We start from the raw sequence: 14,254 nt of genomic DNA on the forward strand, positions 1-14,254 counted from the left end.
GAGATGACGTCACGGCTCTTTCTCATGGCCGCTTTCGTACTGGCCGTCTTGCCGGGCCTGTCCGCCCAGGCGCAGTCGGATGAGGGCGGCCACATGCAGCGCAAGGCCACAGAGGCCTCGGCCGACAGGCTTCTCGACGATTCCCTGCTCAGCAATCCCGAAAGACGGGCCCGCGCCGCCGCCAAACTGGCCGAGCCCGAGCCGGATGGCCAGGACCCTGCCACCCAGGCCGAGATCTATTACCAGCGCGGCAATGCCGCCACCGAGCTGGGCCGCCAGTTGGAGGCGCTGAAAAACTACCGCAAAGCCTCTCATCTGGTCGCCCCCAACGGCAATCTCAGGGCGGATATCTTCTACAATCTGGCCCAGGCCGAGGGTAATCTGGGCCGCATCGCCCCCTCCATCGCCTCGTATCGCGAAGCCATCAAGAGCACAGACTCCACCAATCTGGTGGTGCGCAACCTGGCCCTGATCGCCGAGGGCTACGCCAAGCTGGGCAATGCCGACGGTGCGCGCCAGACTCGAGACGAATGCCGTATCGCCTCGGGCCGGGCGGCGACGGAACGATCCGAGCGCAATCTGAATGCCGCCACCTGGCGCCAAGTCAACGAACTGCGCTGCGACATCGCCGTATCCGTGGCCGAAGGCAAGCTGGCCGAGGCCGAACCCAAGATCCGCCGGGTCATCGCCAATTACGAAGACGCTCCCAACACCAGGGGGACCTATATCGTCGGCAACCGCCACGCCCAACTGGCAGAGAATCTGCGCCAGCAAGGCCGTCTGGCCGAGGCGGAAAACGAAGCCCGCATCGCACTCAACATCTTTCAAAGCACCGTGGGTGTCACCTCGCAGCGCACCGGATTCGGCCTTGTTTCCCTAGGCCGCATCATCGCCGAGCAAGGGCGGCTGAAGGAGGGCGAGGCCCTGGCCCGTAAGGGACTCGACGTCACCCAGGCCGCTGGCGTGGCGGGCAAGGGGGGATCGCGCGGCGTGCTGGCCGACATCCTGGCCTCCCAATACCGCTGGGCCGAGGCCCGCACGGAATTCGACACTATGCGCGAAGCCTATGCCGAAGATCCGGAAGGGTTGGAGGCCTTCATCACCCAGAATTCCAACTATGCCCTGGCCATGCTCAAGACCGGCGGCGCCGAGGAGGCGCTGCGGCTGTTCTCGCGCACATGGGAATCCTTTGCCAAGCGCCTGGGCGACGAGCATTACGACACCGCCCAGGCGCGGGGCTTCATGGCGGCGTCCCTGGCGGCGCTGGGCCGCGACGGCGAGGCGAAAGAGCATTTCGCCAAGGCGATTCCGCGGCTGGTGGAAGGCCGCGACGACGAAGACGAGGAAACCGGCAATCAGGCCCGCGATCAGAAGCTGCGCCTGATCCTCGAAGCCGATATGGCCCTGCTGCTCAAGAGTGGAGGCGCCGAGGCCATCGCGGAAAGCTTCCGTCTGGCCGATGCGGCGCGCGGCCGTTCGGTCCAGCGGGCCCTGGCCGCCTCGGCGGTGCGGGCCGCCGCGGCCGACCCGGCCCTGGCCCAACTGGCGCGGCACGCCCAGGATGCGGAAAAGCAGATCTCGGCCCTGAACGGAATGCTGGCCAATGCCATCAGCGCGCGGGCCGAGGATTTGGATTCCGACGCCATCTCATCCCTGAAAAAGCGGATCAAGGACCTCCGCAGCGATCGCGCCGACGGTCTTCGCCGGATGGCCGCAAAATTTCCTGAATACGCACGGATGCTGAACGCCCCTCCCACCACCGTGGCCGATGTTCAGGCCCGCCTGCGCTCCGACGAGGCCATGCTGGCCTTCTATAGCGCCGACGACCGGCTCTATGTCTGGGCGGTCCCGGCCTCGGGCGAGACCCGCATGGCCGCAACGCCCCTGGGCCGCGTCGCCCTCGAGGCCCAGGTCAAGGCCTTGCGCCGAGCCCTGGACCTGTCCATCAGCGGCATCGACGAGATTCCCGATTTCGACCTGGACAGCGCCTGGAAGCTTTATGCGGCGTCCATCGCCCCCACCGAGCCCGCCTGGGCCAAGGCCACCACCCTGTTCACCGTCCCCCATGGGCCGCTGGGGCAATTGCCCCTGGCCCTGCTGCCCACCGCCTCCCCGCCCAAGGTGGGCGGTAAAGCGGGTGGGCCGCTTTTCGCCAAATACCGCGACGTGCCCTGGCTGGCGCGCAAAGTGGCCATCGCCCAGTTGCCCTCGGCGGGCGCGCTGACCACCTTGCGCGCCCTGCCCGAGCGCAAGACGCCGCGCCGCGCCTTCATCGCCTTCGGCGACCCCCTGTTCGCCAAGGATCAGATGGATGAGGCCCCGCCCGCCGCCGCCACCCAACGGGGCGTCAAGCGCCGCTCGGCGCCCAAGCCGGGACCGGACTTCACCGCCGAACTGGCGCAGCTGCCCCGCCTGCCCGATACCGCCGAGGAAGTGTCGAGCATCGCCCGCGTCCTGGGCGCCGATCCCGAGCGCGACATCTTCCTGCAGACCCGCGCCAGCGAAGCCAGGGTCCGCAGCCTCGACCTCTCCCAATGGCGGATCGTCATGTTCGCCACCCATGGGCTGATCCCCGGCGACCTTGTGGGCCTGGACCAGCCCGCCCTGGCGCTGACCTCGCCCGAGGTGAGCGGGGACGGCTCGGCTGGCGTGTTGACCATGGAGCGGATCATGGGGCTGAAGCTGGACGCCGACTGGGTGGTTCTGTCGGCCTGCAACACCGCCGCCGGAGAGGGCGCCGGGGCCGAGGCGGTCTCGGGGCTGGGCCGCGCCTTCTTCTATGCCGGGACCCGCGCCCTGCTGGTCAGCAACTGGCCGGTGGAAACCACCTCGGCCCGCATGCTCACCACCGATCTGTTCCGCCGCCAGGCCGGTGATCCGGCCCTGACGCGGGCCCAGGCCCTGCGTCAGGCCATGCTGGCCCTGATGGACGGGCCCGGCCCCCTGGATGGAGCGGGCAAGGAGCAGTTCTCCTATGCCCATCCCACGTTCTGGGCGCCGTTTTCTCTGGTTGGCGACGGCGGAGGCGGAGGCTGAGCTTGCCGCACGCACCGGTTGGCCTTATCTTCGCTGAAAGAATACGATCATAATAATTTTCAGGGACGGAAGGCGCCACCATGGCCATCGACCGATCGCTCTCCAACGTGGAGCGAACCTTTCAGTGGGATGACGTCATCGTCTCCAAGACTGATCTGACGGGAAAGATCACCTACGCCAACGACGTGTTCCTGGGGATCAGCGGCTATACCGAGGAAGAACTGCTGGGCGCGCCGCATTCCATCTTACGCCATCCGGCCATGCCGCGCTGCGTCTTCAAGTTTCTGTGGGACCGCATCGCCCTGGGCCACGAGGTCTTCGCCTATGTGATCAACCGGGCCAAGAACGGCGATCATTATTGGGTCTTCGCCCATGTGACGCCCTGCTACGATCAGACCGGCAAGATGGTGGGCTATCATTCCAACCGCCGCGTCCCCAAGCCCGAGGCCATCGCCACCGTCAAGCCGCTCTACGAGACCCTGCTGGGAATCGAAAACAGCGCTGCTGACCGCAAGCAGGGCGTGGAACAGAGCTTCGCCGCCCTGGTCAAGACCATCGGTGATCTCGGATTCGACAGCTATGACCGTCTGGTCATGACCATCAGCCGGTAGGAGATTAAGGCATGTCCAATCCGAGCTTGCGTGGCCGGACCAATACCGCCGCATTCATGGTGGGCGCCGCCGTGGCCGTCATCGGGCTGGTGGCGATCGCCGCCCTTTGGCGCCTGCTCGCCTCGGAGGGCGCGACCGGTTTCGCTGTGGGCGCCCTGGTGGCGCTGATCCTGGCCGGGGCCTTACTGGCCGTGGTGTCGGTACTGGTTCTGCGCGAAGTCTTCACAGTGCTTGGCCTGATCGAACGCGGCGCCGCCACGGCGCAACAGGCCGCCAAGGGCGATCTCAATATCCGGGTGCTGCGCATCGGCCGCAAGGACGAGCTGGGCCGCATGCTGAACGGCCTCAACCATGTGCTCGACCTCACCGAGGAATTCGCCAAGGATACCGGCGCCGCCATGAAGCGGGCGGGCGCCAAGGAGTATTTCCGCTATATCCCCCTTCAGGGACTGCGCGGCGATTACAGCACCTATGCCGAGATGATCAACAAGGTGCTGGGCGATATGGACGCCCGCGACCAGGAAACCCACGCCTTCGAAAAGAACGTCCACGACATGGTCTCCCAGGTGGCCAGCGCCACCACCGGAATCGGCCGCACCGCCCAGACCATGGCGGGCCGCTCGGAAAGCGCCGGCGGGCGTTCCATCACCGTGGGCGAGGCGGCGGAGACCACCACCCAACTGGCCTCGGCCGTCTCGGATTCCACCCGCCAGTTGGCCCAGGCCATCAACGAGATCGCCCAGCAGGTGACCCAATCGGCCTCGGTCGCCCAGAACGCCGTCGCCGATATCGGCGAGACGGTGGAACGCATGAACGGCCTTGCCGATTCGGTCAGCCAGATCGGCGTGGTGGTGCAACTGATCAACGACATCGCCGCCCAGACCAATCTCCTGGCCTTGAACGCCACCATCGAGGCGGCCCGCGCGGGCGAGGCGGGCAAGGGCTTCGCCGTGGTGGCCAACGAGGTCAAGCATCTGGCAAACCAGACCGCCAAGGCCACCGAGGACATCTCGCGCCAGGTGGGCGCCGTCCAGGGTGCCGCCCAGGCCGCCGCCGCTGGCGTGGAAGGCGTGGTCGCCACCATCCGCACCATCGACGGCATCGCCTCGGCCATCGCGGGCGCGGTGCAGGAGCAGGAAGCGGTGACCCGCGACATCTCCGCCCATATCGACGAAGTTGCGGCCAAGGCCTCGGAAGTCTCCGAGAACGTGGCCCATCTGTCGCAATCCACCGCCCAGGCCTGCGGCGGCACGGTGCGCGTCATCTGGAGCGCCCGCGCGCTCTCCAAGGTGGTGGAAGAGCTGAACGCCGAGGTCAACGCCTATGTCAGCAAGGTGCGGTAGGGCTGGTTAGTCCAAGGTCTGCCGGTACTGCTTCATGGCCAGGGCGGCGCTCAAGCCCACGAAGGCGATGATCGGCCACATCTCGGGCCAGATTTCCGCGACGCCGTTGCCTTTGAGCAAAATGCCGCGCACCACCCGCAGGAAATGGGTCAGCGGAAAGATCTCGCCCACCCATTGGGCCCAGACCGGCATGCCCCGGAACGGGAACATGAAGCCCGACAGCAAAATGGACGGCAGGAAGAAAAAGAAGCTCATCTGCATGGCCTGAAGCTGGTTCTTGGCCACGGTGGAAAAGGTGAACCCCACCGTCAGATTAGACGCGATGAACAGCAAAAGCGCCACCGACAGCAAGGTCAGACTGCCCACCAGCGGCACTCCGAACAGCCAGCGGGCCGAGGCGACGATCACCACCACCTGCACATAGCCCACCCCGATATAGGGCAGGATCTTGCCCACCATCACTTCGGCGGGCCGCACCGGCATGGCCAGGAGGTTTTCCATGGTACCGCGCTCGCGTTCGCGCGTCACCGCCAGGGCGGTCATCATGACCATGGTCATGGTGAGGATCACCCCCATCAGGCCGGGCACGATATTGTACTGGGTGATGCCTTCCGGGTTATAGCGCCGGTGGACCCTGAGATCGACCGGATCGGGCTGGCCCTTCATATGGGCAAGCGGCCCGGTCAACTCGGAATCCAGCACGTTGCGCATCAGAGCGCCCGCCGCCGCCACCGCGTTGGACGCCGCCGCCGGGTCGGTGGCATCGGCCTCCAGCAACAGAGTGGGACGCTCTCCCCGCACCAGGGCGGCCTCGAAACCCGCCGGAATGGTCACCACGAACTGGGCATCGCCTGTGGCCAGACCCTTTTCCGCCTCGGCATCGGAATGAACCTCGCCGACAATGCGGAAATAGGACGAGTTGCGCAGCCCCGCCACCAGGGCGCGGGCGAAGGGGCCGTTCTCCTGGACCTGGACCAGGGTGGGCAGGCCCTTGGGATCGGAATTGATGGCATAACCGAACAGCACCAATTGCAACAGCGGCACCAGCACCATCATGGCGAAGGTGAGACGGTCGCGGCGCATCTGGATGACCTCCTTGATCATCACCGCATGAAGGCGCGACCAGGAGAAGGAGGAAGCGCCGCTCATCGGTAATTGTCCTCCGCCTGCCCCATCAGGTGGATGAAGACATCCTCCAGACTGGGTTCGGTGCGGCTCCACACCAAAGCCGGTTGGTGGCGCCAGGGCGCGATGGCCGCTTCCAGCGCGGCCGCGTCGGTACCGCTCACATGCAGCGCATTGCCGAACGGCGCCGCCATGGCGATACCGGGCCTCCCCTCCATGCTTGATGCCAGCCGGTCGGCGCCGTCGCCTTCCACCAGCCAGGTGATCAGGCCCGAGCCCTTGATGACCTCGGCCACCGTGCCACGCACCATCAGGCGGCCATAGGCCAGATAGCTGATTTCGTGGCAGCGCTCGGCCTCGTCCATGTAATGGGTGCTGACCAGCACGGTCATGCCGCCCGCCGCCAGCCGGTGGATATGGTCCCAGAAATCACGCCGCGCCTTGGGGTCCACCCCGGCGGTGGGCTCGTCGAGCAGCAGAAGCTCGGGCTCGTGCAGCACGCAAGCCGCCAGAGCCAGACGCTGCTTCCAGCCTCCCGACAAGGTGCCCGCCAACTGACGGCGGCGCTGGGCCAGGCCCAGTTCCTCCAGCGCCTCGTCCACCCGCCGCTTGCGCTGGTCGAGGCCATAGACATGGGCGACGAAATCCAGATTCTCGGCGATGGTCAGGTCCTCGTAGAACGAGAAGCGCTGGGTCATGTAGCCGACGCGCCGCTTGATCTCGGTGGCCTGGGTGCGGATATCGAGGCCGAGGCAGGTGCCGCGCCCCGCATCGGGGGTCAAGAGCCCGCACAGCATGCGGATGGTGGTGGTCTTGCCCGATCCGTTGGGCCCTAAAAAGCCGAAGATGCGCCCCCTGGGCACCCGGATGGAAAAGTTGCGGACCACGGCGCGGCCCAAAAAGCGCTTTTCCAGCCCCACCACGTCGATGGCCGCTGCCGTGGTCACTTTTCCGGCACCACGATGTCCACCGGCTGGCCGGGATTGAGGGCCAAGGGCGCGCCTCCCCTGGCCTCGACGCGAAAGACCAGCTTGTCGCGGCTTTCCACCGAATAGATCACTGGAGGCGTGTATTCCGCCTGGGTGGAAATGAACGACACCCGCGCCTCGCCCGGCGCACAGCGGTCGCAGGTATAGGAAACGCGATCGCCGGGCTTCAGCGCCCCCAACCGAGGTTCGGGCAGGAAGAACACCAGTTTGACATTGCCGGGCGGCAGCAGCGACACCACCGGCTGACCGGCGGCGACGAACTCACCCACGCGGTAATAGACTTTCTCCACCAGGGACTCGGCGGGCGCCTTGGGGGCGAGGTCGGCCAGACGCTTGTCGGCCTTGGCCAGTTCCAGGCGCTTTTGCCCCACCAGGGCCTCTTGCGCCGCGATCTCGTCGGGGCGCGCGCCCAGCAGGGCCGTGCGATATTCGGCCTCCAGCCTGCGCACCTGGGCACGGTCGCGGTCCAGCGCCGCCCTGGCCTCGTCCAGACGGGCGCGCGAGGCATAGTCATTGCGGGCCAGAACATCCTGGCGCGTTAAGGTCACCTCGGACAGGCGAAGGGCGGCGTCGGCCTGGGCCTTCTGCTCGGCGATGGATTTCAACTCGTCGGGCCGCTTGCCCTTGTGCAGATCGGCCAGTTGCGCCTCGGCGCGGTCCAGATCGGCCTGGGCCTGATCGCGCGCCGCCAGTTCGATCACCGTATCCAGGGCGAAAAGCGGAGCCGCCTCGGCGACCGTGTCGCCCTCGCGCACCATGACCTTGGCCAAGGTCCCGGCCCCGGTGGGCGCGACGCGCACATAGTCCCCCTCCACATAGCCTTGCAGCCGAAGCGGCTCGGCCAAAGCCAGGGCGGGAAGCAGGCAGAGGGCAAAGACTGGGAGGAATGTCCGCACGACGGAGTAACTTTTCTGCGTCATGCCCGGACTTGATCCGGGCATCCATGGATTGCCGGGTCAAGCCCGGCAATGACGAGAAAAATACACCCTCATCCTTCGCTTGAACACCGTCCTATGCCGCCGCCTTTTCCGCGATGGCCATCAATGTACGCTCCAGCCCCTTGCCCTCCGGGTCGGCCAGGGCGGCGGCACGCGCATTGGCGATGGCGTCCAGGGCGAAGTCCAGCGGCCACAGACCGTTGGCGGCGGGTGCGATCACCTGGGCGCGGATACGTAGGAAATTGGCGGTGCCGCGCACCCAGGTCTCGCCATAGCCCTTGATCAGGCGGGCGCATTCGGCCACTTCGAGGCCCAAAGCGGGCGAGCGGCGAGCGGCATCACTCACCGCCGCCAGCCAATCCTCGATCCCCGCCTGTTCCTGGGCAAAGCGGTAGGAATGGCGGCGCCAGGGCTTCATGGCCGCCAGAAGGCGAAGCGTGGCGAAACCGAAGATTCCATTGGCGTTGATTTGCCGCCCCCAGGCCGCCTTACCCGCCCAACCGCCTTGATGAGCGGCATCGAGGATTCTTCGCGCCAGGAAGCCGGGCAGTAGGGCACAAACCTCCTCCAGGCCGGGCTTGAGGAAATCCTTCACCACCACCGGCTGGCCGGGACGGGCGGAGATTTCGTCGCGGATGCGCTGCATGCGGGCGGGATCGGTCTTCAGCCGTGCCACATGGATCACATCCTCGAAGGACATGCGCACCGCCAGATGCCTGGCCATGCGGGCCAACAGGGCCGGATCGGTACTGGCGGCAGACAGGGTGCGCAGGCGTTCCACATACAGCCCGGCATAGCGGGCATCCTGATAGGCGGCCAGGCGCTTCACCCCTTCCTCGGCCAGAACACGGGCCTCGTCGGGCAGGAAGCCCAGCCGGGCCGCCACCAGTTCCGCGCCCGCCACCTGGGCATGGGGACGCTTGTGGGAGCCGGCCTCCTCGGCGGGAATCTCGCCCCGCGCCGCCTGGAATCCCAAGCGGAAGCCACGAAGATTGCTCTCCACCATCTTGGCCGAAGCCACGATCTGCGCTTCGAAAACCTCGGGCGATATGGGCAGCACTCCGCTGCCCGCCACGGCGCCCAGCAGCACGGCATTGACGATGCAGCCCGCTTGCCTCGCCGCCTGCTCCATGTCGAACAGCAGTTGGTCCCGGCTTCCCGCCATGATGGCGGATTTCAGGTGATCAAGGTCATAACGGCCATCGCCCATCTCCATCTTCTCGGCCACCGCATGGACCCGGTGGCTGGACGCGATAAGGTGAGTGCGCGTGGGGTCGGCCCAGCCGCGCGCCACGCTGCGCGCCGCCTCCATCAACTCGGTGGCGACGATCAGGTCCACCTCGCCCAAGGACGGCGACAGGGCCAGAATCGGCCTGGCCTCGCCCAGTTCGGCCAGGGGCGTGGGGAAGATCTCCACGTAATAGGTGGTGGCCCCGGTGCGCTGGGCCACGCCCGGCACCGAAGTGCTTTGCACCGCCAGGCCCGAGGCATGGGCTGCCTCGACGATCCAGTCGGTGAGAACACCGCCGCCCTCGCCGCCCATGGCGGCCACGACGATGCAGATGGGCCGCGAAACCGGGCTCATGCGCGCGCTCCTTTCTGCATCCAGCCGATGACCCGGCGGCGCAGCCCGTCCAGCCAGAGATCGAAGCGGTTGGGGTTCTGAATCACTTCGGCCCGCCAGAAGGAGGGACAGAGCGCCGCGGCATGGGCCACCTCGCCGCACAAGCCGCAGCCGACGCAAGACGGGATCACCGAGGCCACGGGGTCGTCTCTTAAGGGGTCGGGATTGGGCTTGATGGTGAGCGACGGGCAGCCCGACAGGCGGATGCAGGCGTGGTCGCCGGAGCAGATATCGTCGTCGACGCCATAGCGCACCCGGACCACCCGCTCGCCTGCTTTCAGTTTTGCCGCGTCCTCGGCCTTCACACGACGTTGGCGGGCCAGTTGGCACTCGCCGTCGGCGATGATGACGCGCAGGCCCTTGCCCGCGCCCTTGATGGCGTCCTTCAACGTCTCGCGCATGGTGGCGACCGAGTAGGAGCGCACCTTCTTCAGCCACTTCACCCCCATGACCTTCAGCGTCGCCTCGATATCCATGGGAGTCTCGTTGCGGTGCCCCTCGGCCAGGGTCGACGGCATGAATTGCTGCCCCGTCGCCGAGGTATAGCCGTTCTGCAAGATGACCAGCACGCCGTCACCCTTGTTGAACAGCGAGCCTGCGACCCCTGAGATGATGCCGTTATGCCAGAAGCCGCCATCGCCCATCACCGCCACCGGACGCTTGCCGGTCACCGAACTGATGGCCGCCGCCGAGGCCAGGCTCATGCCGAAGCCCAGAATGGAATTGCCCATGGAAAAGGGCGGCAGGGTGCCGAAGGAATGACAGCCGATATCGGCGGAAACATGGGTCTGGCCGATCTCCTTTTGCGCCAGTTTCAGCGCGCTGAACACCGGGCGTTCAGGGCAGCCGGTGCAAAAGCCCGGCGGACGGCCCGGCAGATCCTTGTCCAGCAGGGCCGCCGCCGCCTTGCCATGGGCGTCAACCGCATTGACGATGGCCTGGGCGGGCTCCGAGCCTAAGAATTTGGCCAACCCGGCGGCCAGCACATCGGCGGTGTATTCGCCCGCCTGAGGCAGGCAGTCCTTGCCCGAAAGCCGGGTTTGGATGTCGGCTTGGCGCATCATCAGCGACAGGGTCTGTTCCAGATATTCCGGCGTGCCCTCCTCGACCATCAGCACGGCCTCTTTGCCCGCGCAGAAGTCCGAAACTTCCTCCGGCACCAGGGGCCAAGTGACGTTGAGGCAATAGATGGGAATCTGGGAATTCCCCAGGGCATCGGCGAGACCCAGCTTGGAAAGTGCCCGCATCAGGGAATTATAGAGGCCACCCTGGACGATGATGCCCACATCCGACCTTGTGCCGGGGAAAAGCTCGTTCAGCTTGTTTTCCCGGATAAAGGCACGCGCGGCGGGCAGCCGGTGCTCCACCTTGGCGGCTTCGTGGGCGAAGGTCGATGGCGGATGGGAGAGCCGCCCATAATCGAAGGCGGCGGGGGTTTGCAATCCGGCTCCCGCCTTGTTGGCCTTGGTCTCGAAGCTGCCGGTGACGTGGCAGGCCTTGATGCGCAGTTCCACCATGACCGGCGTGTTGGAGGCTTCGGACAGTTCGAAGCCTTTCTCTACCATGCGCACTATGCTGGGCAGATGGGGACGCGGGTCCAACAGCCACAGGGACGACTTCATGGCGAAGGCGTGGCTGCGCTCCTGAATGACGCTGGCCCCGTCGCCGTAATCCTCGCCGATGATGATCAGCGCGCCGCCGATCACCCCGGGCGAGGCCAGATTGGACAGCGCATCCGAGGCTACATTGGTGCCCACCACCGACTTCCAGGTGACGGCACCCCGGACCGGATAGGCAAGTGAGGCGGCCAGCAGAGCGGCGGCGCCCGCTTCGTTGGTGGCGGCCTCCACATGCACGCCCAACTCGGCCAAGAGATCCTCGGCGTCGATCAGCACATCCATCAGGTGGGAGACGGGTGCGCCTTGGTAACCACCAACGTAGGTGACACCCGATTGAAGCAGGGCCTTGGTGACCGCCAGGATGCCCTCACCCCGGAAGGTCTCGCCTTCGCCCAAGCGCAGCAAACCGATTTCATGCTGGAACGACCGTTCGGCCATGCCGCCCTCCTGAAGTCATTCCCGTTACATGTAGGAATGATACATCTAAGAATCATCGCCCCAGGAACTTGGGGGCGCGCTTTTCCATGAAGGCCCGCACCCCTTCAGAATAGTCCTGGGTCCGCCCGGCCTCGGCCTGGAGATCGCGTTCCAGGTCAAGTTGAGCATCAAGCGTGTTGGCCCCCGAGCGGGCTAGGGCCTTCTTCATCAGGGCCAGTCCCTGTGTGGGCTGGGCCGCCAGTTGGGCGGCCATGGCCAAAACGGTGGTCAGCAACTGATCGTCCTCGACAAAGGCCCAGATCATGCCCCACTGGACCGCCTGTTCGGCGCTCACTTTATCGCCCAGCATCATCAGGGCGGTGGCACGCGCCGCCCCCACCAAACGCGGCAGGGTCCAGGTTCCTCCGGAATCGGGGATCAGCCCCACCTTGCAGAAGCTTTGGACGAAGGCGGCGGATTTGGCCGCGACGACAATGTCGCAGGCCAAAGCCAGATTGGCCCCGGCTCCGGCGGCGATGCCGTTGACGGCGGCCACCACCGGCATGGACAGCGCCTTCAAGGAGCGGATCAGCGGATTATAGCGCGCATCCAGCGACGCCCCCAGATCGGGCGGCGGATCGCCGGGCTTGGACACCCGGTCGGAAAGGTCTTGGCCAGCGCAGAACCCCTTGCCCGCCCCGGTCAGCACCAGACAGCGGGTGCCGTCTTCGGCCACATGGGCGATGGCGGCGGCCAAGGCCCCATGCATCTCCACATTGAAGGCGTTGATGCGTTCGGGCCGGTTCAAGGTGATGGTGGTGACGTCGCCGCTGCGGGCGACCAGGATGGTCTCGCTCATTGGGCCGCAACCTCCACCAGCCGGGTGCGATAGGCTTCCAGGCGTTCGCGCATGGGACCGGGCATGGGAACCGCCTTCACCTTTTCCTGATCGGCGACGACACAGACGAAACTGGTCTCGAAGGCCACCACGCCGTCACCCCGCGCGCCGATGGTGCGGAAATGAATGGAAGAGCCCCCCACCCTGTCCACCAGGACCGAGATATCCACCCGGTCGCCGGGCCGAAGCGGCGATTTGATCTCCATGCCGATCTTGACGAAGGGCGTGCCGAAGCCGTGTTCCTTGTTGATGGTGTACCAGTCATAGCCGATGACATCGGCCATGAAGACCTCCAGCGCCTCCATGGCGTATTCCAGGAAGCGGGGCGTATAGACGATGCGCGCCGCGTCGGAATCGCCGAAATGGACCCGGCGGCGGTGAATGAACACGCCGCCTTCGATGGCCTCAATCTCTTCCAGCTCAATAGGTTTCGACATGATAGCGCCCTTCTTCGCGCATCTTGGGGCGCAGGCCCGCCCAGTCCAGGCCATGCAGACGGCAGATATCGGCGAAGGCCTCGTCGCTGCCCTGCTCCATGCCCTTCAGGCCGCAGATGAAGATGTGGGTTTGGGGCGAAGCCAGCAGGGCGGCCAGATCGTCGGCGCGCTCGCGCAGCTTGTCCTGGACGTATTGCTTGGGCTGATCCGCCACGCGCGAGAAGGCCAGATTCACGTCGATCAGGCTTTTGGGCAGCTTCATCAGCGGGCCGAAATAGGGAAGCTCCTCCGGCGTGCGCGCCCCGAAGAACAGCATCAGCTTGCCCGGCGCGTCGGCGGCATTCCTGCGGCGGCGCTCGGTGAAGGCGCGAAACGGCGCCGAGCCGGTGCCGGTGCAGATCATGATGATATTGGCGTGTGGGTCGTCGGGCATCAGGAAGGCCTGGCCGAAGGGACCGGCCACGCTTACCTCGTCGCCCTTCTTCAGGTCGCAGACATAATTGGAGCCGACGCCGCCCGCCACCCGTTTCACCGTCAGCGCCAGATTGTTGCAGCCCGACCGCTCGCCTTCCCTGGGCGAGGCGATGGAGTAGAGGCGGATATTGTGGGCGCGGCCCTTGGCGTCAACGCCGGGCGGCACGATGCCGATGCTCTGGCCCTCGAGAAAAGGAAAGGCGTTGTGCGAGAAATCCAGCACCACATGGTGGATGTCGGATTCGGCGCCCTCGCCGGTGATGCGCATATTGCCCGCCACGCGCGCCGTCACCGGCTTGTCGCGGGAATAGAGGTTGAAATAGGGCTTGGACGCGCTGGCCGGTGGCGGCACGGATGGGCCGGTGGTGGAAGTGGCCGCGGCCAGCAGATCGCTCACCTCGCCGGGGGGCAAGGGGGCGGGCTCGGCCGGGCCGGGACCGGTCTGACCCAGGGGCAGTTCATCCCAGCCGAACTGGTCGTCAATGCTCCAGGGCTGGTCCACCAGCAGCCAGTTGTCGATGGCTCCGGTGGGACACGGCGAGACGCAGGTGCGACAGCCGGTGCACTTGTCGAATGACACCACGTAATTGGTGCCGTCATGGGTGATGGCATCAACCGGACAGGCTTCCTCGCAGGTATTGCAGCGGATGCAGACCACCGGGTCGATGAGATGCTGTCGCTTGAGTTCCATGGCCCGGATCCTTTGTTCTTTCGTCACCCCCGGGCTTGGCCCGGGGGTCCAT

General features: G+C 66.0%; 11 protein-coding genes. 3 read left to right on the forward strand and 8 right to left on the reverse strand.

The features are described 5' to 3' along the window. The first annotated feature begins 3 nt into the window (after window positions 1-3). The 3 genes from CCC_RS15795 to CCC_RS15805 all read left to right on the forward strand — a co-directional run bounded on the left by CCC_RS15795 (window position 4) and on the right by CCC_RS15805 (window position 4,990). Window positions 4-3,036 carry a CHAT domain-containing protein gene (locus CCC_RS15795; protein WP_152619790.1) on the forward strand — a complete coding sequence of 1,011 codons (3,033 nt, stop codon included), beginning with the start codon at window positions 4-6 and terminating at the stop codon, window positions 3,034-3,036. Window positions 3,037-3,116: 80 nt separating this feature from the next. Next, window positions 3,117-3,647 carry a PAS domain-containing protein gene (locus CCC_RS15800; protein ID WP_009869586.1) on the forward strand — a complete coding sequence of 177 codons (531 nt, stop codon included), beginning with the start codon at window positions 3,117-3,119 and terminating at the stop codon, window positions 3,645-3,647. A gap of 11 nt (window positions 3,648-3,658) precedes the next feature. Next, window positions 3,659-4,990, forward strand: coding sequence for a methyl-accepting chemotaxis protein (locus CCC_RS15805; protein WP_041042043.1), 1,332 nt, complete (start codon window positions 3,659-3,661; stop codon window positions 4,988-4,990). A gap of 6 nt (window positions 4,991-4,996) precedes the next feature. Here CCC_RS15805 and CCC_RS15810 read toward each other — a convergent pair whose 3' ends face one another. The 8 genes from CCC_RS15810 to boxA form a co-directional block, all read right to left on the reverse strand. After that, window positions 4,997-6,139 carry an ABC transporter permease gene (locus CCC_RS15810; RefSeq protein ID WP_009871167.1) on the reverse strand — a complete coding sequence of 381 codons (1,143 nt, stop codon included), beginning with the start codon at window positions 6,137-6,139 and terminating at the stop codon, window positions 4,997-4,999. Beyond that, the gene (locus CCC_RS15815) at window positions 6,136-7,062 is read right to left on the reverse strand and encodes an ABC transporter ATP-binding protein (protein WP_009871168.1); all 927 of its coding nucleotides are present in this window, start codon (window positions 7,060-7,062) and stop codon (window positions 6,136-6,138) included. The genes CCC_RS15810 and CCC_RS15815 overlap by 4 nt, the downstream gene beginning before the upstream one ends. Then, complete coding sequence (locus CCC_RS15820) at window positions 7,059-8,000, reverse strand: HlyD family secretion protein (protein ID WP_236686402.1); 942 nt, start codon at window positions 7,998-8,000, stop codon at window positions 7,059-7,061. Before CCC_RS15820 ends, CCC_RS15815 begins: the two co-directional genes overlap by 4 nt. 115 nt (window positions 8,001-8,115) lie before the next feature. Continuing rightward, window positions 8,116-9,627, reverse strand: a complete 1,512-nt coding sequence (locus tag CCC_RS15825; RefSeq protein ID WP_009871170.1) for an indolepyruvate oxidoreductase subunit beta family protein — start codon at window positions 9,625-9,627, stop codon at window positions 8,116-8,118. Next, window positions 9,624-11,723 (reverse strand): thiamine pyrophosphate-dependent enzyme, encoded by a 2,100-nt coding sequence (locus CCC_RS15830; RefSeq protein ID WP_009871171.1) that lies wholly within the window; start codon window positions 11,721-11,723, stop codon window positions 9,624-9,626. Before CCC_RS15830 ends, CCC_RS15825 begins: the two co-directional genes overlap by 4 nt. A gap of 52 nt (window positions 11,724-11,775) precedes the next feature. Continuing rightward, on the reverse strand, window positions 11,776-12,561 hold the full coding sequence (gene paaG, locus CCC_RS15835; RefSeq protein WP_009871172.1) for a 2-(1,2-epoxy-1,2-dihydrophenyl)acetyl-CoA isomerase PaaG: 786 nt from the start codon (window positions 12,559-12,561) through the stop codon (window positions 11,776-11,778). Then, window positions 12,558-13,037 (reverse strand): acyl-CoA thioesterase, encoded by a 480-nt coding sequence (locus CCC_RS15840; RefSeq protein ID WP_052473273.1) that lies wholly within the window; start codon window positions 13,035-13,037, stop codon window positions 12,558-12,560. Before CCC_RS15840 ends, paaG begins: the two co-directional genes overlap by 4 nt. Beyond that, complete coding sequence (boxA, locus tag CCC_RS15845) at window positions 13,021-14,202, reverse strand: benzoyl-CoA 2,3-epoxidase subunit BoxA (protein ID WP_009871174.1); 1,182 nt, start codon at window positions 14,200-14,202, stop codon at window positions 13,021-13,023. Before boxA ends, CCC_RS15840 begins: the two co-directional genes overlap by 17 nt. Window positions 14,203-14,254: the final 52 nt, after the last annotated feature.

Source organism: Paramagnetospirillum magnetotacticum MS-1 (assembly GCF_000829825.1).
In the GTDB taxonomy this organism is placed as follows: domain Bacteria; phylum Pseudomonadota; class Alphaproteobacteria; order Rhodospirillales; family Magnetospirillaceae; genus Phaeospirillum; species Phaeospirillum magnetotacticum.

Excerpts from the sequence above, each read along its gene's own strand:
- CCC_RS15795 (WP_152619790.1), top strand. The coding sequence starts at position 4 with ATGACGTCACGGCTCTTTCTCATGGCCGCTTTCGTACTGGCCGTCTTG.
- CCC_RS15800 (WP_009869586.1), top strand. The coding sequence starts at position 3,117 with ATGGCCATCGACCGATCGCTCTCCAACGTGGAGCGAACCTTTCAGTGG.
- CCC_RS15805 (WP_041042043.1), top strand. The coding sequence starts at position 3,659 with ATGTCCAATCCGAGCTTGCGTGGCCGGACCAATACCGCCGCATTCATG.
- CCC_RS15810 (WP_009871167.1), bottom strand. The coding sequence starts at position 6,139 with ATGAGCGGCGCTTCCTCCTTCTCCTGGTCGCGCCTTCATGCGGTGATG.
- CCC_RS15825 (WP_009871170.1), bottom strand. The coding sequence starts at position 9,627 with ATGAGCCCGGTTTCGCGGCCCATCTGCATCGTCGTGGCCGCCATGGGC.
- CCC_RS15830 (WP_009871171.1), bottom strand. The coding sequence starts at position 11,723 with ATGGCCGAACGGTCGTTCCAGCATGAAATCGGTTTGCTGCGCTTGGGC.
- paaG (WP_009871172.1), bottom strand. The coding sequence starts at position 12,561 with ATGAGCGAGACCATCCTGGTCGCCCGCAGCGGCGACGTCACCACCATC.
- CCC_RS15840 (WP_052473273.1), bottom strand. The coding sequence starts at position 13,037 with ATGTCGAAACCTATTGAGCTGGAAGAGATTGAGGCCATCGAAGGCGGC.
- boxA (WP_009871174.1), bottom strand. The coding sequence starts at position 14,202 with ATGGAACTCAAGCGACAGCATCTCATCGACCCGGTGGTCTGCATCCGC.